An 18,339-nucleotide genomic window follows, 5' to 3' on the forward strand; every position below is an offset into this window, starting at 1 on the left:
GCCATGATGACGACCGAGATCGAACAGGGGACCGGGCTGTCCCGGCGCATCTGGCACCCGATGGCGATGGTATTGTGGTCGGCGATCACGCTCACCGCCATCGGCTGGTCGCTGGGGCTGCCCCGCACGCTGGGGATCAGCTATTATCCCCAGCAATTGCTGGCGATCCTTCTGGGATTGTCGGTGACCGTCGCCTTCCTGTCCTTGCCCGTTAAGGGCAATGGCATCCGCGAGGGGCGGCTTCCCTGGCTCGATCTCGGTCTCTCGGCCCTGGCCCTGCTGGCCACGGTCTGGATTGTCTGGGGCTATCCCACCTTCGTCACGCAGGTCTTCGCGCGCAAGCCCGAGGTCTGGCTGCCGGGGCTGGTGATGGTGCTCTTGCTGCTGGAGGCGCTGCGTCGGGCGACCGGCTGGGCGCTGGTGATCATCATCGCGGTGTTCCTGCTCTATGCGCTGTTCGGCAATATGGTGCCGGGGCGGCTGCAGGGACGGGCGCAGAACTGGCAGGTGCTCTCGGGCTACATGGCTTTGGATTCGAACGGTATTCTCGGCGTGCCGATGGCCGTCGCGGGCACTGTCGTCGTCTCCTTCATCCTGTTCGGGCAGCTTCTGAACACCACGGGCGGGTCGAATTTCTTCACCGATGGCGCTTTGCTGCTGATGGGCCGTTTCCGGGGTGGTGCCATGAAGATCGCCGTGCTGGCCTCGGGGCTGTTCGGCTCGATCTCGGGCTCGGCGGTGGCCAATGTCGCCGGCACCGGCGTCGTCACCGTCCCGATGATCAAACGCGACGGCTATCCCGCGCACAAGGCCGCCGCGATCGAGGCTGTGGCCTCCACGGGCGGCCAGCTGATGCCGCCGGTGATGGGCGCCGCCGCCTTCCTGATGGCGGAATTTCTCGGCGTCTCCTATGCCGCTGTCGCCTTGGCCGCGCTGGCGCCCGCGATCCTGTACTATGTCGCGCTGTTCATTCAGGCCGATCTGGAGGCCGCGAAGCTTGGCATCGCGCCCGTGCCCGCCGACCAGATCCCGCCCAAACGCGCGGTGGGGACGGGGCTGCACTTCCTGCTGTGCTTTGCGGTGCTGATCTACACCCTCTTCGCGCTGAGCTGGCAGCCCGAGCGTGCCGCCGTCGCCGCCACCGTGACCGTGATCCTGTCGGCGCTGCTGTTCGGCTACCGGGGGGAGCGTCCGGCGCTGTTGACGATCCTCGACTCGGTGCCCGCCACGGGACGCGCGGTGATCGAGATCCTTTTGATCTCGGGCGGTTCGGGGCTGGTGATCGGCGTGTTGAACGTCACGGGCCTGAGCTTCAACCTGACCTATGCGCTGGTGCAGTTGGGGCAGGGGAACCTGATCGCACTTCTGGCCCTGTCGGCGCTGGTGTGCATCGTCCTTGGCATGGGCCTGCCGACGCTGGGGGTCTATGTGCTGCTGGCCGCGCTGGTCGCGCCCGCGCTGATCGAGACCGGGGTCGAGCCCATCGCCGCGCATCTCTACGTCCTCTATTTCGGCATGATGTCGATGATCACGCCGCCCATCGCCATGGCTGCCTTCGCGGCCGCCTCGATTGCGGGGGCACGGCCGATGGCCACCGGCTTTGCCGCCATGCGCTTCGGCTGGGCGGCCTATCTGATGCCGGTGCTCTTCGTCTTCTCGCCCTCGCTCTTGCTGATCGGGCCGGGCACCGCCATCGCGCTGACCATCGCCACCGCGACCATCGGCGTCTGGCTGATCTCGGCCGCCATCGCCGGCTATATGGCGCAGCGGCTGTCGGGCCCGATGCGGGCGCTGTTTGCGCTGGCCGGACTGTTGGCGCTGGTCCCCGCTGATGCCTTTCCGGGCGCGGTCTATTCCGACGTCATCGGGGCCTTGGGCGGGCTGGTGCTGATCGCTATGAACTTCCTGTCTGCCAAAGGAAAACAGCCAGTGGAGTCCGGTACATGAGCGGTCTGAACAGCCTCGAGAAAGTCCTCGCCATCCTCGACCTCTTTTCCGAGGACCGGCTGGAATGGACGCCCGAGCAACTCATGCAGGAACTGGGCTACACGCGGCCCACGCTCTATCGGTACCTGAAGGTGCTGAAGGATGCGGGGCTGTTGGCCAGCCTGCATGGATCGGGCTTCACGCTGGGGCCGCGGGTCGTCGAGATGGATTACCTGCTGCGCCAGTCGGACCCGCTGATCCTGTGTGGTCAGTCGCAGATCGAGAAGCTTGCAGGCATGATCCCCTGCACCGCGCTTTTGGTGCGCTGGTATGGCGAGCGTATCCTCTGCGTGGCGGCGGAATGCTCCACCCCGAACCCGCTGTCGAGCTATCACCGCGGGCGCCCGATGCCGATCACCCGCGGCGCGATTGCCCGCTCGATCATCGCCAGCCTGCCGAAGCGCCAGCTGGTGCCCTTCATCGCCACCCATAGGGCCGAGCTTCAAGCCGTGGGCCTTGGCGCCACCGAGGACGAGATCCTCGAACGGCTGCGGCAGGTGCGCAAGCAGGGCTACACGGTGGCTTACGGCGAGGTCACCCCCGGCGTCGTCGGCATCGCCGCGCCGATCCTCGACAGCTCGGGCGTGCCCTTGGCCAGCATCTGCGTGACCGTGGCCGGCAACACCATCGGCAGCGACCGTATCGAGGAACTCGGCCGCGCCATCCAATCCTCCGCCGCCGAGATCTCGGCCCGCCTTGCCTCGCCGGCAAGCGTCGTGCCCGAGCCGGCTGCGCCCCCCGAATGACAGGAGAGACCCCATGAAGAAGATCGACGCGTTCAACCACATCTGGCCGAAGCCCTTTTTCGACGCGCTGATCGGCCATATCGGCACGATGAGCGATATTACCAAACGCTCGGGCGATGTGCCGATGATGACCGATCTCGACCGCCGCTTTCAGGTGATGGACGAATTCGGCCCGGACTATTGCCAGATCCTCTCGCTGGCTTCGCCGCCGCTGGAGAAGATCGTCGGCCCCGAGGCTGCGCTGGAACTCTCGCGCATCGGCTCGGATTCCATGGCGGAACTCTGCCAGAAATACCCCGACCGCTTCCCCGCCTTCATCGCCACCGCACCGATGAGCCACCCGGACGGCATGGTCTCGGAGGCCAAACGCGCGATCGAGGAGCTGGGCGCGGTCGGCGTGCAGATCTTCACCAATATCGGCGGCACGCCCGTCGACCTGCCGGATTACGCGCCGTTCTTCGAGTATATGAACTCGGTCAAGAAACCGGTCTGGCTGCACCCGGCGCGGGGCGCCAACATGACCGACTATGCCTCCGAGGCGGAATCGCAATACGAGATCTGGTGGACCTTCGGCTGGCCCTACGAGACCTCGGCGGCCATGGCGCGCATGGTCTTCTCGCAATTCTTCGACCGCTGGTCCGACCTCAAGGTCATCACCCACCACGCGGGCGGCATGATCCCCTATTTCGAGGGCCGCGTCGGCCCCGGCTGGGACCAGATGGGCGCGCGGACCTCGGGGCGTGACCTCGCCGCAGTGCGCAAGGCTCTGAAGCGCCCGCATCTGGAGTATTTCAAGGAATTCTATGCGGATACGGCGACCTTCGGGTCCAAGGCCGCGATCCGCCACGCGCTGGAATTCTTTGGTGAAGACCGCGTGGTCTTCGCCTCGGACGCGCCCTTCGATCCCGAAGGCGGCCCGATGTACATCCGCGAGACGATGCGCATCCTAGACAGCGAGGATTTCACCGACGAGATCCGCCGGAAGGTCTATCACGACAACATCGCCAACCTTCTGGGCCTGACTCTGTGATGCTGGCGCGGCATTACATCGACGGCGAATGGCTGGCCGAGGGGGCGTTGGGCGACAGTCTCGACCCCGCCTCGGGCGCGGTGCTGGGACAGTATCACGCGGGCAGCGCGGCGCTGGCGCATCAGGCCGCAGCCGCCGCCCGCCGGGCTTTCTTCGGCACCAGCTGGGCCATGGCGCCAAGGCAGCGGGCCGATGCGCTTTACCAATTCGCCGACCGGCTGGAGGCGGCGATCGACGAACTCACCGACCTCATTGTCGCCGAGAACGGGAAGCTGAGGGCCGAGGCGCGGGGCGAGATGATCGGCTCGATCTCGGAGGTGCGGTACTACGCGGGCCTCGCGCGGGCGATCCTCGGGCGCACGCTCGAAGCCACGCCCGGCAGCTTCTCGATCATGCACCGCGAGGCCGCGGGCGTCGCCGCGATCATCGTGCCGTGGAATGCGCCGGTCACGCTGCTGGTGCGCTCGCTGGGGCCGGCGCTGGCCGCGGGCTGCACCTGTGTGATCAAGCCCGCGCATCAGACGCCGTTGATCCATCAGAAGGTGATGGACTGCCTCGTGGATTGCCCCGCGCTGCCCAAAGGCGTGGTCAATTCCGTGAACGAGGCCGGGTCCGAGGTCGGCGAGGCTCTGGTCGCCTCGCCCGATGTCGATGTCATCAGCTTCACCGGCTCCTCGGCGACCGGGCGGCGGATCATGGCAGGCGCGGCGCCGACGCTGAAACGGGTCGGGCTGGAGCTGGGCGGCAAGGCGCCGGCGGTGGTGTTCGACGACGCCGACCTCGACCGCGCGGTGAAGGAGCTGACCGCGGCCGCGACGATGATGGCCGGGCAGATCTGCGTCGCGGCCACGCGCTTCCTCGTGCATGACGCGGTGCTGCCGGACTTCTCGGAGCGGATCACGGCGGCCTTCCGGGCGGTCCGCACCGGGCCGGGCGTGAAGGCGGACAGCCAGATGGGCTCGCTGATCGACAAGACCAATGAGCAGCGCCTGCACCGGCTGATCGAACAGGCGGGCGACGAGGGGGAACTCCTGCTCAAGGGCGACAACCCCTTCGGGCGCAACGGTGCCGGGGCCTTCGTCTCGCCCTCGCTGTTCCGCATCGAGGACACGGCGTCGCCACTGGTGCAGGAGGAGCTGTTCGGCCCCCTCGTCAGCGTCGAGCGCTTCGCCGACGAGGCCGAGGCCGTCGCCAAGGCCAATGCCACGCCCTACGGCCTCGCCGCCTCGGTCCATACGCGGGATCTGGAGCGCGCAATGCGCCTGTCGCGGGCGATCCGGGCGGGGACGGTCTGGCTCAATTGCCACAGCCGCCTCTTCCCCGAAGGCGAGACCGGCGGTTTCGGGCAATCCGGTCTCGGCCGGCTGCACGGGGTCGAGGGGCTGAACGAGTTCCTGGAAACGAAGCATATCTACATGGAGCAGGGCCTGCCTCGCGGCGCGGCCTGATCGGACATGGACCAAATACAGGACGTGATCATCGTCGGCGGGGGACCCGTCGGCATGGGGCTGGCCATCGACCTCGCGCAGCGCGGGCATTCCGTGGCGGTGGTCGAACGCTACGCCCAGCCGCAGCCGGTGCCGAAGGGGCAGAACCTCACGCAGCGCACCATGGAGCATATGCAGGCCTGGGGCTGCGAGGCCGAGATCCGCGCCGCGCGCTCGGTCCCCAAAGGCTATGGTATCGGCGGGCTGACCAGCCACGGCACGCTGCTGTCGGGCTATCACTACGATTGGCTGCAGCGTGATCTGGTTCGGCCGTATTACGCCACCGACAACGAGCGCCTGCCGCAATACGCGACCGAGGAGGTGCTGCGGGCCCGCGCAGCCCAGCTGCCGAACATCGCCCTGCATTACGGCATGACGGCCACCGCCGTGGTGCAGGACGCAGACGGCGTCAGCGTGACGATGGAACCGCGCAAGGGCGGCGAGGCGGTGACCCTGCGTGGCCGCTATGCCGTCGGCTCGGATGGCAGCCGCTCCTTCACCCGCGCCGAGGCCGGCATCACCGAGACCCTGCGCGATCATGACCGCAAGATGGTGCTTCTGGTCTTCGACGCGCCCGAGCTGCACCGGCTGCTGGAACGCTACCCCGAGAAGCAGTTCTACAACGTCCTGCACCCGGATCTGGAGGGCTATTGGCTGTTCTTCGGCCGCGTCGATCTGAAGGGCCGGTTCTTCTTTCACGCGCCCGTGCCCTTGGACACGACGCGCGACAATTTCGACTTCACCGCCTATCTGCACCGCGCTGCCGGGGCGGATTTCCCGGTGACGTTCGATCATATCGGCTTTTGGGACCTGCGCATCGCCATCGCCGACAGCTACCGCAAGGACCGCATCCTGATCGCCGGCGACGCCGCGCATTCGCACCCGCCCTATGGCGGCTTCGGCATCAACACCGGCTTCGAGGATGCGCGCAACCTCGGCTGGAAGCTCTCGGCGGTGCTGCAGGGCTGGGCGGGCGAGGGGCTGCTGGACAGCTATGATGCCGAGCGCCGGCCGGTCTTCGCCTCGACCGCGCGGGATTTCATCGAGAAGTTCATCCATGAGGACCGCGCGTTCCTTCATCGCTACGACCCGTCACGCGACCGCGCCGCTTTCGAGGCCGCATGGAACGCCCGCGCCAGCGGCGCCACGGCCGAGGTCAACGCCTTCGAGCCGAATTACGAGGGCTCACCCGTGGTGGTGGACGGGCCTGCGGGCCAGCCCAGTGCCAGCGGCCGCCATGTGTTCCGCGCGGAAGGCGGGCATCACCTGCCGCCCCGAGGGCTGTCGGACGGACGCTCGGTCTATGACGCGCTGGACGGGGGCTTCACGCTGATCGCGCTGGACCGCCCCGAGGCCGAGGTCAGCGCCTTTCAGGCCGAGGCCGCCGCGCTGGGCCTGCCGCTGACGATCCTGCGTGACACGCGAGACGGCGAACGGACGGACTGGGGCGCGGGGCTTATCCTCGTGCGGCCCGATGCCTTCGTGGCCTGGACCGGCGAGGAGGCGCGGGATCCGGCCCGCGTGCTCAAGGGGGCGATCGGTGCGACGAGCTAGGGAGTACCGCCGGGTTGGGAGACCGTGGCCCAGTGCGAGTAGCGGGGAACGATTGCGGGTTCGGCCGTCGTTCCCCGGTCGGTGCTGGCTCCTGCCTGTCGTGGCATGAGAAAAGGCGCGGACCATCGCTGGCCCGCGCCCTTTTTGTCTCAATCGGACCGGCTCAGAGGCGGTCGGCGATCACTTTGATCAGCGCCTTGTGGTCCTTGTCGAAGGCGCGGATGCCCTCGGCCAGTTTCTCGGTCGCCATGGCGTCGGCATTGAGTTCCCAGCGGAATTGCGCCTCGGTCAGGGTGCGCGCGGGCACGCCCGAGGCATTCTCCGGCGACAGGGCGCGGGGCAGTTCGGCCTCTTCCGCCGCCATCTCATCCAGCAGTTTCGGCGAGATGGTCAGACGGTCGCAACCGGCCAAGGCCTTGATCTGGCCTGCGTTGCGGAACGACGCGCCCATGACCACGGTCTGGATGCCGTTCGACTTGTAGTAATCGTAGATCGCGCGGACCGAGAGGACGCCGGGGTCCTGCTCGGGCGCATAGCCCTCGACGCCCTCGGCCTTCTTGTACCAGTCGGTGATGCGGCCGACGAAGGGCGAGATCAGGAACACGCCCGCTTCGGCGCAGGCCACGGCCTGAGCCATCGCAAAGAGCAGCGTCAGGTTGCAGTCGACGCCTTCCTTTTGCAGGATCTCGGCGGCACGGATGCCTTCCCAGGTCGCGGCGAGCTTGATCAGGATGTGCTCTTTGCCGATGCCGCGCGCGGCGTAATCGGCAACGATGGCGCGGGCGCGGGCGACCGAGGCTTCGGTGTCGAAGGACAGGACCGCGTCCACTTCGGTCGACACACGGCCCGGCACCAGCGTCGAGAGTTCGGCGCCCACGGCCACGGTCAGCGTGTCGCAGATCTGCTCGGCGCTCAGGCCCTTGGCCTTGCCCGCTTCGATCTCGCGCGCGACCAGCGCTTCCGCCGCCGGGTCCTTCAGTGCCGCCAGCACCAGCGAGGGGTTGGTGGTGCAGTCGACCGGCTTCAGGCGGCGCACCGCCGCGACCTCGCCGGTATCCGCGACCAGGGTGGTCATCGAGCCGAGTTGTTCCAGAACGCTGGCCATGGTCAGTTCCTCGTCGTTTCCGCTGTCAGGTCCGCGCCGCTTCACGCGCGGTGGCCTGGAGTTTCTCGAAAATGGCGAAGCGCCGCTCGTGCAGCGCCTGCGCATCGCCTCCCTGCGGCGCGTAGCGCTGCGCAAAGGACGACATGCCTGCCATGGCACCCTCCAAGTCCACATGCAAGCCCGCAGCGACGCTTCCGAGGATCGCAGCCCCCAGAAGCACCGGTTCTTCCGAGGCGGGCGCGGCGAGTTCCAGCCCGGCGGCATCGGCCAGAAGCTGGCGGATCATGTCCGAGCGTCCCGCGCCACCGCTGATGACGATGCGCTGGACCGGCGCGCCGGCGGCTTCCTGCGCGCGGATGATTTGTCTGAGGCCGTAGCCGATGCCGCATAGCCCCGCGATGTAGAGCGCGACAAGGCTGTCGAGATCGCGCTCCATCCCCAGCCCGGCGATGACGGCGCGGGTATGCGGATCGGCATGCGGCGCGCGGTTGCCGAGGAATTCGGGTACGACATGCACGCCGCCGGCCAGCGTCGCGGCATTGGGGTTTTGGCCCAGCAGCTGCTCGGCGCGCTGGGCGAGCCACGCGGGGAGGGAGAGCTCGTCGCGGGCGGCCTCGGCATGGGCCTCGGCGGCATGGGGGTGGAATTCCAGCAGCTGGTCGATGGCCGCGCCGGCGGCGGATTGGCCGCCCTCGTTGAGCCATTTCCCCGGCACCATGGCCGAGAAATAGGGGCCCCAGACGCCGGGGACGAAGACCGGCTCGGGCGTGGTGGTCATGGTGCAAGACGAGGTGCCGAAGACATAGGCGAGGTTCGCCTCGGCCCCGCCGCCGCCCTCGGCGCCCACGGACCCGATGCCGCCCGCATGCGCGTCGATGAGGCCTGCCGCGACCGGGGTGCCGGGATTGAGGCCCATGGCCTCGGCGGCCTCGGGCGAGAGGCCGGTGCCGAGGGGCGAGCCTGCATCGACGACAAGGCTGCCGATCCGGGCGAAATCCCCCGCTGCCAGATCGCCCAAGCCCACTTGCTCGAAATAGCTGCGGTCCCAGGCGCGCTCATGCCCCAGATAGGTCCATTTGCAGGTCACGGTGCAGATCGAGCGCGCCAGATCGCCGGTGGCTTTCCAGGTCAGGAAATCGGTGAGGTCCATGAATTGCCAGGCGGCGTTGTAGATTTCGGGCCGGTTTTCCTTGAGCCAGAGGAGCTTCGGCGTCTCCATCTCGGGCGAGATCCGCCCACCGACATAATCCAAGACCCGGTGGCCCATCGCGTTGATCCGCTCGGCCTGTTCCAGCGCGCGGTGGTCCATCCAGACCATGATATTGCGCTCAGGCACCGTGGGATCGCCGACGGGCAGGGGCGTGCCGTCCTCGCCCAGAACGACCAGCGAGCAGGTCGCGTCGAAGCCGATGCCCCGCACCTGATCCGCCGCCACGCCCGAGGCCGAGACGGCCCCGCGCACGGCCCGCACCACGGCGCGCCAGATGTCGCTGCCCGATTGCTCGACGATGACGCCGCCCTCGCGGTGAATGGCGATGGGGCTCTTGTCGCTGGCGACCATGCGGCCTTCGGTGGTGAAAATCCCCGCGCGGGCGCTGCCGGTGCCGACATCGATGCCCAAGAGGTATCCACCCGCCGGATGCGGATTGCGGGTCATGGGGTCTCTCCCGTCAAGAATGGGGCGCGATCAGAGATCGACGCTGTTAGGTAGCAGGACGAGGTCGCGCACGACGACGCCCTTGGGCCGGGTCAGCATGAAGACCAGCGCCTCGGCCACTTCGCGCGGCTGCATGAGCGAGCCATTGGCGAGGGCCTCCTCCATCTTCTCCTTCGGCCAATCGTCCAGCAGGGCGGTCACCACCGGGCCGGGCAGCACGGCGCCCATGCGGATGCCATGCGGCGCGACCTGACGGCGGGTGGCATGCAGGAAGGCCTGCACCGCGAATTTGGACGCGGTGTAGACCGGCTCCCAGACCACGGGCACGACGCCCGCGACCGAGCTGGTGAAGACGATATCGCCGGACCTGCGCTCGATCATGCCGGGCAGGACGGCGCGGACACAGCGGAAGGCCGCGTTGACATTGAGGTTGAGGACGCGGTCCCAGATGTCGGGATCGCCCTCGGCCGCGGGGCCGCCGACATAGGCGCCGGCATTGGCGTGGAAGATGTCGAGCGGGCCTGCCAGCGCCTCGATGCGGGCCGCCATACCATCGACCTGCGCCCCGTCAAGGAGGTCCACGACGAGCGGTTTCGCCCGCTCGCCGAGGTCTGCGCAAAGCGCCTCCAGCTTGGCACCGTCACGGTCGATCAAGACGACCGTGCAGCCCTGTTCCAAGAGGATCTTCGCGCATTCAAGCCCGATGCCCGAGGCCGCGCCGGTGACGGCGGCGACCTTTGAGTTGAGCGATTGAGCCATGGTTTTTCCTTTCTGCGGAAGGGGTTCAGGCGCGGCCGTGGCTGGCACGCGAGCGCCGGGCAAGGCTATCGACGATGACGGCGATGGCAAGGACGGCCCCGGTGATCATGTAGCGCAGGGACGAGCTGAGATTGAGCAGTGTCAGCCCGTTCGAGATCGCCATGATCACCAGCACACCCAGCAGCGCCGACCAGGCCGAGCCGCGTCCACCAAAGAGCGAGGTCCCCCCGATCACCGCCGCGGCGATGGCGTTGAGGTTCACGTCCCCCGTACCGGCCTGCTGGCTGGCCGAGGCGAGGCGGGCGGCGGCGAAGACCCCGCCGAGGGCCGCGAAGCTCGAACACAGCACGAAGGCCGAGAGGCGGATGCGCTGGACATTTATCCCTGAGCGACGCGCGGCCTCTGCATTGCCGCCGACAGCGAACATCGACCGGCCCCATTGGGTGCGCGTGAGCGCGTAGTTCAGGACCATCACGAAGAGGACGAAGACGCCGAACATCCACGGCACGCCGCGCCCGAGTTCGAGGTAATAGACCGCGACCAGAAGGGCGATTGTCAGCAGCGCGGCCTTTGCGATGACGACACTCATGCCGGCCGAGGACAGGTTCGCCTCGGCCCGGCGTCGGATCGTCTGCGCGCCCGAATAGAGCAGGAAGGCGCCCGGCAGCACGGCGAGGATGTAGGACAGCCAGGCGGGCATGATCAGCAGCTGACCAAAGCGCACCAGCGGCGAGGTGAAGGGCAGGTTGATCGAGCCGGTGGGCCCGAGGATGTAGAGCTGCAGGCCCAGAAGTGCCAACAGACCCGCGAGGGTGGCGACGAAGCTCGGCATCTCGAAGCGGTTCCGCAGGAAGCCGTAGAGCAGGCCGACGAGGGCGCCTGCGAGGACCGCGCCGACGATGGCGAGGGGCAGGGGCAGGCCGCTCTGCACCCAAAGGACGCCGGTGATCGCGGACGAAAGCCCACTCATCGAGCCGATCGACAGGTCGATTTCGCCCAGCAGCAGCACGCAGACCACGCCCAAGGCGATCAGGCCCACGGCGGCGGCGTCGAAGAGCAGGTTCACGAGGTTGTTCGGCGCGAGGAACACCGGGTTCAGCACGGTGAAGACGGCCGAGATCAGAAGCAGGCCGACAGCGACGGGCAACATGCCCAGATCGCCCGAGCGGACGCGGTCGATGAAGGCGCGGACGGCGCCGGCGATGCCCTCGTCATGGCGGACGCGGGTATCGGCACGGTCGAGGGTGGGTCTGGTATCGGTCATCTCAACGCTCCGCTTCTTCGAGCTTGCGCGCCGCGCGGCGCGAGACGGAATTCTCGGTGGCGCCGGTGATCGCGGCGACGAGGTCCTGATGGCTGCTCTCGGCGGTGAAGACGCCATTGTTGCGCCCCAGACGCAGGACGACGATGCGGTCGGCGACGGCGCGCACATCCTCCATATTGTGCGAGATCAGGATCACGCCATGGCCCCGGTCGCGCACCCGCTCGATGAGGTTCAGAACCTCGGCGGTCTGGGCAACACCCAAGGCGGCGGTGGGCTCGTCGAGCATGATGATCTTGGGATCGAGCAGCAGCGAGCGCGCGATGGCGACCGTTTGGCGCTGACCGCCCGAAAGGGAGGCGATGGGCTCGCGCACCGAGGGGATGCGGGCCGCAAGTTCCTGCAGCAGGGTCCAGGCGCGGACCTCCATCTGCACCTCATCCAGCCGCCAAGGGTTCACCTCGTGCCCGAGGAACAGGTTCGCGACGACATCGAGGTTCTCGCAAAGCGCAAGGTCTTGGAAAACCGTGGCAATGCCCATCTCCAAGGCCTTGCCGGGCGTGTCGAAATTCACCTCGCGACCCATATACTGGATCGTGCCCGAGGTCGGCTGATGGACCCCCGCCAGCACCTTGACCAGCGTCGATTTGCCGGCGCCGTTGTCGCCGACCAGCGCCACCACTTCGCCCGCATGGATATCAAGCTCGATATCCGCGAGCGCGGTGACTGCGCCGAATTGCTTGGACACGCCGCGAAGGCTGAGGATCAGATCCCCTTTCGTCAGGCTCTCACCCGTCCCGTTCATCGCATTCCTCCCCGAAAACCATTGCCGGGGTCTCCCGCCCCGGGGAAGGCGCGGCCCCCGGAGGGACCGCGCCGGTGTCAGCTTACTCGATAAGGCCCAGCGTGCGGCAGGCGTCGGCATATTCGGCGGTGCAGACCTCGTCGGTGGTCTGGATGCCGGCGTCGAAGATCAGCGCGCCGATGTTTTCCTGCGTGACCACGTCCGGCACGAAGAGCTGCGAGGGCGTGTCGTAGAGGGTGGTGGTCGCCTCGGGCGTCTCACCGTTCAGGAAGGCGACGGCGATCTCGGCCGCGGCACGGGCGACGATCTCCGAGGGCTTCGAGATGGTGTTGTACTGATCGCCCGAGATGATCAGCTGCAGCGCGGCGATGGTCGCATCGTTGCCGGTGACCGGCGGGACGGGATCGACGCCGGCGGCGCGCATGGCGGCGATGGCGCCACCCGCGGTGCCGTCATTGGCGGCGACCACGCCGATGATCTCGGCGCCGAAGCGGGTGATCTGGCCGGCGGCCCATTCCTGCGCGCGGGGCGGGGCCCAGTCGGGGGTGTCGAACTCGGCCAGCGTCACATAGGGCGAGGCGTCGAGCGCGCGGTCGATGCCGTCACGGATCAGGCCGGCAGCGGCGTCGGTCGGCGAGCCGTTGATCTGCAGGACGCCGGAACCCTCGGGCACGCCCTCGGCCTGCAGATGCTCGACCAGCGACTGGGCGATGGCATAGCCGATGCCCTCATTGTCGAAGGAGACGTAGTAATGCGCCGGCGAATCCGGGATCGGGCGGTCATAGGCGATGACCGTCACGTCCTGCGCACGGGCGATTTCCACCAAAGCGGCGGCGGCGGCGCTGTCGACGGGGTCGAGCACGATGACGCGGGCGCCCTGCGCGATCACCGAGTTGAACTGCTGCTGCTGCAGCGCCACATCGGCATTGCCGTTCTGGTAGATCAGCGTGCAATCGGCGCAGAGCTCCTGCATCGCGGACTGGAAGCCGGGCCAGTCATGCTCTTCATAGCGGGTCGAGGCTTGGTCGGGCATCAGGAAGGCCACGGTCTGCGCCGAGGCCGCCCCGGCCAGCAGCGTCGCGCCCAGAAGGGTCGAGACGGCGAGCTTGGTCTTGGTGTTCATTCTGGTTCTCCTCCACATGGACGTCGCCTTCGCACCGGGCGTGCAGGGGCGGGGCCGTGGCGTCACCGCCCGGCCCGAACGCGCCGCGACGACCGAAGCCGCCGGGTGATCGTCCAAATTCCTCCCCACGCACCCTGATTAGAGGCGCTCTATCGTTTGCGCAATGTTGCTCAACCGATGGAGCATGATTGGCGGATTGACATTTTTCTGTCAAGTCCTTCAATGGAGGGCAGGTAACAGGACTATGGGTGCATGTCGGATCGCGAGCAGAATTCTTCCAAGAGAACAACGATCTACGATCTGGCAAAGCTGGCAAACACCTCGCCCACGGCGGTCAGCTCGATCCTGAACGGCACCTGGAAGAAGCGCAGAATCAGCAAGCGTCTGGCCGAGGAGGTGACCCGCCTCGCCGAAGAGCAGGGCTATTCAACCAACATTCAGGCGAGCCTTCTGCGCCGGGCGCGGTCCAACATCGTGGGCATGATCGTGCCCAAATACGACAACCGCTATTTCGGTGACATGGCCGAACGGTTCGAGGCCATGGCGCGGGAGCGCGGGCTGTTCCCGGTCGTGACCTGCACGCAGCGAAACCCGGATCTGGAAATGGAGGCGGCAAAGGAGCTTTTGTCCTTTCAGGCCGAGACGCTGATCGCCACCGGCGCAACCGACCCGGACCGCATCACCGCGCTGTGCAAGGCGGCGGGGGTGACGTCGATCAACCTCGACCTTCCGGGCAGCGCGGCGCCGTCGATCATCTCGGACAATTACGCGGCCGCTCGGGCGCTGACAGAGATGATCCTCGACCGTTGCGCCGCCGATCTGGGCTGGACGGGGCCGTTGCATTTCGTCGGCGGCCGGATGAGCGACCACAACACGCTTGAGCGTCTGCGCGGCTTTCGCGATGCCCAAACGGCGCGGGGGATCACCCCGGTCGAGCAGAATGTGCTGGCGCGGGGCTATTCCGCCGACCAGTCCGAGGCAGCGCTCGAGCAATTGCGGGTCACGGGTCCGATGGGGCTGTTCGTCAACTCGACGATCTCGCTGGAGGGGGTGATGCGCTGGATCACCACCCATCGCGACGAGGCCGAACATCCGATCCGCTTCGGGACCTTCGACTGGGATCCGTTCGGGGCCTTCCTGCCCGGCAATGTCGGCATGGCGCGGCAGGATGTGGGGGGCATGCTGGCGCATCTCTTCGCCTTGATCGAGAACGGCGGCGAGGTGACCGCGCCGATCCTCGTGCCCTGTTCTCTAGAGTCGATCGCCGCGGCGCGGTGATGTCACGGCAGCTGCCCGATGCAGGCTGCGGAAAAGCCTTAATTTTCTCTTAACACGATCACGGATCCGTCATGATCGGGCTGTAGCCCGTGACCAAACATTCATGTGAAGGTCATCATGTCCGAAATTCGTCTCAGCCCCGTTGCTCTTATCGCTGCCTCGCTGGCCCTTCCGGGCGCGGCCATGGCGCAATCCGCCTGTACGCCCTCGGCTCCGATCAGCGGGGGGATTATCACCTGTAGCGGTCTGGGGACGGGGATCGTCGACGATACGCTCAGCGACTCGATGATCCAGGTGGCGGCGGATGCCAATATCCAAGGCGCGGCCCAAGGGTTCGAGTTCGACGACAACGTCGTCATGTTCAACAACGGGTCGATCACCGGGCTGGGCGATCACGGTGTTCAGGGTGACAACGACAGCGTCGTCATGAACTACGGTCGGATCGAGGGGATGGACGGCGACGGGGTGAACCTCGACGACGACAGCCGGGTCATCAACTATGGCACGATCATCGGCTCGGACGACGGCGTGCAGCTGGAAGCCAATGCCTTCGTGGTCAACGAGACGACTGGCTTCATCTATGGCGCCGACGAGGGCGTCAACATCAACGTCGACAATGCCACGCTGATCAACAAGGGGCGGATCGAAGCGGGTGACGACGCTGTCGACGCCGGCGAGAATGCGCAGATCGTCAACTATGGCACCATCACCTCGACCGGGGGCTCGCAGGACGGCATCGACCTCGATAGCGGGCAAGTCATCAATTACGGCACCATCCTTGCCATCGGCAGCGAGGACGGGATCGATTTCGACCCGTCGGTGAACGACTCGCTGGTGGTGAATGACGGCCTGATCGAGGGCAACATCGCCATCAATACCGATCCGGCCGATACCGGCGCGCAGACCGTGGTGAACAACGGCACCCTGCGCGGGCGCGGCGGCGTCGCGGTGAACCTCGGGGCGGGCGACGATGCGCTGCACCTGAGCTATGCCTCGGTCGTCGAGGGCCTGATCGAGATGGGCGATGGCATCGATACCGTCACCGTCTCGGGCATCCGGGCGCGTCGGTTGAGCTTCGGCTCGCTGCCGGAGATCCTGAACTACAACGGCCCGGGCCTTCTGGCGGGCAGCACGCTGCTGCTGATCGACCCGATGCCGCTGGCGGCGGCCGATCATCTGGCGCGTGGCGCGGCCTTCGGGGCCTCGGGCGCAGTGCTGGATCGCCATTCGATGAGCGACAGCTTCGTGGGTGTCTTCGGCTCGGGCACCGAGGTTGCGGCGGACGGCATGCTGCAAGGCTTCGACAGCCGCTCGGGCGGTGTGGTGGCCGGTTATGGCTTCGGTCCGGCGGCGGCCTTCGTGGCATTTGCCCAAAGCTCGGCCCGGATGCAGGACGGCGCGCATCGTCTGGATCAGACGGCGCTGATGGCCGGTGTCTCGACCGAACGGGCGACTGGCTCGGCCCATGGTCGCATCGCCGCGCTGGCCTACCTCGGCGTCACCAGCACCGAGCTGCGCAGCCCGGCGACCCTGTCGGGGGATGCGGACATGACCGGCGCGCTGCTGGGCCTTGGCCTGCGCTATTCGGACGGCTTCGGCGGCACGGGTGCGGCTCCGCTTGTCGATGTGAACGCGCAGCTGGATATCGTGCATCACCGCACCGGCAGCTATGCCCTCAGCGGTCTTGGCGCGACGATCACCGACCAGTCGGCCACGGCTCTGGGCCTGCATCTGGACCTCGGCATGCCGGTCGCGGTCGGCTCGGGCACGCTGCGCCCCTATCTGTTCGGCAACCTGCGCGGCGGTAGCCAAGGCGCGCTGACCATGTCCTTGGCCGGGTCCTCGACCAGCTTCGCCGCGATCGATGTGTTCGGTGACAGCAATTACGGGATCGGCGTGAGCTATGGCTCGGAGGCGCTGAGTGCCGGTGTGGAATGGGCGACCAACGCGCAGGACGAGCGTAGCCTCGGTGCGCATCTGACCTTCCGGCTGGCCTTCTGATCCGTCAGCAGTTTTGAAATTCGAAGGCCCCGCCAGCGCGCGGGGCCTTTCCTTTGTCCGGGCTTTGGGCCAGTTTCGCTGCAAATGCGAAAGAGGCCCCGATGACGCAAGATCCCACGCCCAGCCCGCAGGGGGAACTGACCCTGCAGACCGTGCCGATGCCGGCTGATACCAACTCGAACGGCGACATCTTCGGCGGTTGGGTGCTGAGCCAGATGGATATCGCGGGCGGCGTCGCGGCGCATAAGCGGGCCAAGGGGCGCACGGCGACGGTGGCGATCAACGCCATGCGCTTCCATGCGCCGGTGATGGTAGGCGACGTGTTCACCGTCTACACCAGCGTGGTGAAGACCGGCACGACCTCTGTCACGATCCATGTCGAGGCCTGGGTTCAGCGCGAGGTCGACGCGATCCAGATCCAAGTGACCGAGGCGGATTTCACCTTCGTCGCCATCGAGAAGTCGGGCGTGAAGCGGCCTCTGCCGCCGCTCTGAGCGCCGTCATTCAGACCAGCGGACAGGAGGCCGGTCATGAGCATCACCCATCTCGTCACCCATTCCGGGGGCTTCCATGCCGATGAGCTGCTGTCCTCGGTCATCCTGACCCGGCTGTTCCCCGAGGCCGAGCTTGTCCGCTCGCGCGATGCGGGCTGGATCACGCCGGGGCCGGGCAAGATCATCTACGACGTCGGCCGGGCCTATGACGTGGCGGCGGGGATCTTCGACCACCACCAGCGCCCGAACCCGCTGCGCCCCGATGGCCAGCCCTATTCCTCGTTCGGGTTGATCTGGGCGGAATACGGCCGGGCCTATCTGCGCGCGCTGGAGGTGCCCGAGGCGGACCTCGACGCCATCCACGCCAGCTTCGACGACAGCTTCGTGCTGCCCATCGACCAGATGGACAACGGCGCGATGGAGCCTTCGGTCGCGGGGCCGCTGTCCGGCCTGACGCTGCCGGTGCTGCTGGAGACGCTGAAGCCTGCCTTCGATGACCGCAGCCCCGATGCCGACGACGCGGCCTTCCTCGCGGCGCTGCCGGTGGCGCGTGCCTTTGTCGAAGCGTCGGTGCGCGGCAAGGCGGCCAAGGCCCGCGCCGAATTGCTGGTTGCGCAGGCGATCACGGCAGCCGGCGAGGGCCGTATTCTGGAGTTGCCGATGGGCATGCCCTTCCGCTCGGGCGTCGAGAAGGCGGGGGCAGATCACCTGCTGTTCGTCATCCATCCGCGCGACCGCGACTGGGCGCTGACCACGATCCGCAAAAGCGGCGACAGCTTCGAATCCCGCGCCGATCTGCCCGAGGCCTGGGCCGGGCTGACCGATGCCGCGCTGGAGACGGCCAGCGGCGTGCCGGGAGCGAAGTTCTGCCATAACGCGCGCTTCATCGCCGTGGCCTCGACCCGCGAGGCGATCCTGCGCATGGCCGAGCTGGCAGTGGCCGAGGCGGCCTGAGCCATGCCCGATTTCCTGTTCGACGGCCCCGCGTCGGCGCGGGCGACGATCTTGCTGGCGCATGGGGCCGTCGAACAGGAAATCGGGCATGGCTCAGGC

At 67.2% G+C, this 18,339-nt stretch carries 15 protein-coding genes; 9 read left to right on the top strand and 6 right to left on the bottom strand.

Annotated features, from left to right (window positions below; translation table 11 throughout):
* Positions 1-6: 6 nt before the first annotated feature.
* Genes BCY78_RS07340 through BCY78_RS07360 form a run of 5 tightly spaced genes read left to right on the top strand, consistent with a single transcriptional unit; the run spans position 7 to position 6,803 of the window.
* Entirely contained in the window at positions 7-1,947 is a 1,941-nt protein-coding gene (locus BCY78_RS07340; RefSeq protein WP_068299974.1) for a TRAP transporter fused permease subunit, read from the top strand.
* Positions 1,944-2,732, top strand: coding sequence for an IclR family transcriptional regulator (locus BCY78_RS07345; protein WP_068299898.1), 789 nt, complete (start codon positions 1,944-1,946; stop codon positions 2,730-2,732). The genes BCY78_RS07340 and BCY78_RS07345 overlap by 4 nt, the downstream gene beginning before the upstream one ends.
* 13 nt (positions 2,733-2,745) lie before the next feature.
* Positions 2,746-3,762, top strand: coding sequence for an amidohydrolase family protein (locus tag BCY78_RS07350; protein WP_068299901.1), 1,017 nt, complete (start codon positions 2,746-2,748; stop codon positions 3,760-3,762).
* Entirely contained in the window at positions 3,762-5,210 is a 1,449-nt protein-coding gene (locus BCY78_RS07355; protein ID WP_068299903.1) for an aldehyde dehydrogenase family protein, read from the top strand. Before BCY78_RS07350 ends, BCY78_RS07355 begins: the two co-directional genes overlap by 1 nt.
* 6 nt (positions 5,211-5,216) lie before the next feature.
* Positions 5,217-6,803 carry an FAD-dependent oxidoreductase gene (locus BCY78_RS07360; protein ID WP_068299905.1) on the top strand — a complete coding sequence of 529 codons (1,587 nt, stop codon included), beginning with the start codon at positions 5,217-5,219 and terminating at the stop codon, positions 6,801-6,803.
* 163 nt (positions 6,804-6,966) lie between these two features.
* Here BCY78_RS07360 and tal read toward each other — a convergent pair whose 3' ends face one another.
* The 6 genes from tal to BCY78_RS07390 form a co-directional block, all read right to left on the bottom strand.
* Positions 6,967-7,908, bottom strand: a complete 942-nt coding sequence (tal, locus tag BCY78_RS07365; RefSeq protein WP_068299906.1) for a transaldolase — start codon at positions 7,906-7,908, stop codon at positions 6,967-6,969.
* Between the two features lie 25 nt (positions 7,909-7,933).
* Positions 7,934-9,565, bottom strand: coding sequence for an FGGY-family carbohydrate kinase (locus BCY78_RS07370; protein WP_068299908.1), 1,632 nt, complete (start codon positions 9,563-9,565; stop codon positions 7,934-7,936).
* Between the two features lie 30 nt (positions 9,566-9,595).
* Positions 9,596-10,324: an SDR family oxidoreductase gene (locus tag BCY78_RS07375; protein ID WP_068299910.1), complete on the bottom strand. Its 729-nt coding sequence runs from the start codon at positions 10,322-10,324 to the stop codon at positions 9,596-9,598.
* A gap of 25 nt (positions 10,325-10,349) precedes the next feature.
* On the bottom strand, positions 10,350-11,588 hold the full coding sequence (locus BCY78_RS07380) for a sugar ABC transporter permease (protein ID WP_068299912.1): 1,239 nt from the start codon (positions 11,586-11,588) through the stop codon (positions 10,350-10,352).
* Between the two features lies 1 nt (position 11,589).
* Positions 11,590-12,390 carry an ATP-binding cassette domain-containing protein gene (locus tag BCY78_RS07385; protein ID WP_068299914.1) on the bottom strand — a complete coding sequence of 267 codons (801 nt, stop codon included), beginning with the start codon at positions 12,388-12,390 and terminating at the stop codon, positions 11,590-11,592.
* Positions 12,391-12,472: 82 nt separating this feature from the next.
* The gene (locus BCY78_RS07390) at positions 12,473-13,513 is read right to left on the bottom strand and encodes a sugar ABC transporter substrate-binding protein (RefSeq protein WP_068299915.1); all 1,041 of its coding nucleotides are present in this window, start codon (positions 13,511-13,513) and stop codon (positions 12,473-12,475) included.
* Positions 13,514-13,765: 252 nt separating this feature from the next.
* On the opposite strand from BCY78_RS07390, the gene BCY78_RS07395 reads away from it, so the two are divergent.
* The 4 genes from BCY78_RS07395 (at position 13,766) to BCY78_RS07410 (ending at position 18,240) form a co-directional block, all read left to right on the top strand.
* Positions 13,766-14,791, top strand: a complete 1,026-nt coding sequence (locus BCY78_RS07395; RefSeq protein WP_068299917.1) for a substrate-binding domain-containing protein — start codon at positions 13,766-13,768, stop codon at positions 14,789-14,791.
* A 117-nt stretch (positions 14,792-14,908) separates the two neighbouring features.
* Positions 14,909-16,792: an autotransporter outer membrane beta-barrel domain-containing protein gene (locus BCY78_RS07400; RefSeq protein WP_139103100.1), complete on the top strand. Its 1,884-nt coding sequence runs from the start codon at positions 14,909-14,911 to the stop codon at positions 16,790-16,792.
* A gap of 101 nt (positions 16,793-16,893) precedes the next feature.
* The gene (locus tag BCY78_RS07405) at positions 16,894-17,286 is read left to right on the top strand and encodes an acyl-CoA thioesterase (RefSeq protein ID WP_068299921.1); all 393 of its coding nucleotides are present in this window, start codon (positions 16,894-16,896) and stop codon (positions 17,284-17,286) included.
* A 36-nt stretch (positions 17,287-17,322) separates the two neighbouring features.
* Positions 17,323-18,240, top strand: coding sequence for an MYG1 family protein (locus BCY78_RS07410; RefSeq protein ID WP_068299922.1), 918 nt, complete (start codon positions 17,323-17,325; stop codon positions 18,238-18,240).
* Positions 18,241-18,339 lie beyond the last annotated feature (99 nt).

The sequence above is a fragment of the Pararhodobacter sp. CCB-MM2 genome, assembly GCF_001691415.1.
GTDB lineage: Bacteria > Pseudomonadota > Alphaproteobacteria > Rhodobacterales > Rhodobacteraceae > Pararhodobacter.

Excerpts from the sequence above, each read along its gene's own strand:
- BCY78_RS07350 (WP_068299901.1), top strand. The coding sequence starts at position 2,746 with ATGAAGAAGATCGACGCGTTCAACCACATCTGGCCGAAGCCCTTTTTC.
- BCY78_RS07345 (WP_068299898.1), top strand. The coding sequence starts at position 1,944 with ATGAGCGGTCTGAACAGCCTCGAGAAAGTCCTCGCCATCCTCGACCTC.
- BCY78_RS07340 (WP_068299974.1), top strand. The coding sequence starts at position 7 with ATGACGACCGAGATCGAACAGGGGACCGGGCTGTCCCGGCGCATCTGG.
- BCY78_RS07410 (WP_068299922.1), top strand. The coding sequence starts at position 17,323 with ATGAGCATCACCCATCTCGTCACCCATTCCGGGGGCTTCCATGCCGAT.
- tal (WP_068299906.1), bottom strand. The coding sequence starts at position 7,908 with ATGGCCAGCGTTCTGGAACAACTCGGCTCGATGACCACCCTGGTCGCG.
- BCY78_RS07395 (WP_068299917.1), top strand. The coding sequence starts at position 13,766 with ATGTCGGATCGCGAGCAGAATTCTTCCAAGAGAACAACGATCTACGAT.
- BCY78_RS07380 (WP_068299912.1), bottom strand. The coding sequence starts at position 11,588 with ATGACCGATACCAGACCCACCCTCGACCGTGCCGATACCCGCGTCCGC.
- BCY78_RS07385 (WP_068299914.1), bottom strand. The coding sequence starts at position 12,390 with ATGAACGGGACGGGTGAGAGCCTGACGAAAGGGGATCTGATCCTCAGC.
- BCY78_RS07390 (WP_068299915.1), bottom strand. The coding sequence starts at position 13,513 with ATGAACACCAAGACCAAGCTCGCCGTCTCGACCCTTCTGGGCGCGACG.
- BCY78_RS07355 (WP_068299903.1), top strand. The coding sequence starts at position 3,762 with ATGCTGGCGCGGCATTACATCGACGGCGAATGGCTGGCCGAGGGGGCG.
- BCY78_RS07375 (WP_068299910.1), bottom strand. The coding sequence starts at position 10,324 with ATGGCTCAATCGCTCAACTCAAAGGTCGCCGCCGTCACCGGCGCGGCC.
- BCY78_RS07360 (WP_068299905.1), top strand. The coding sequence starts at position 5,217 with ATGGACCAAATACAGGACGTGATCATCGTCGGCGGGGGACCCGTCGGC.
- BCY78_RS07405 (WP_068299921.1), top strand. The coding sequence starts at position 16,894 with ATGACGCAAGATCCCACGCCCAGCCCGCAGGGGGAACTGACCCTGCAG.
- BCY78_RS07370 (WP_068299908.1), bottom strand. The coding sequence starts at position 9,565 with ATGACCCGCAATCCGCATCCGGCGGGTGGATACCTCTTGGGCATCGAT.
- BCY78_RS07400 (WP_139103100.1), top strand. The coding sequence starts at position 14,909 with ATGTCCGAAATTCGTCTCAGCCCCGTTGCTCTTATCGCTGCCTCGCTG.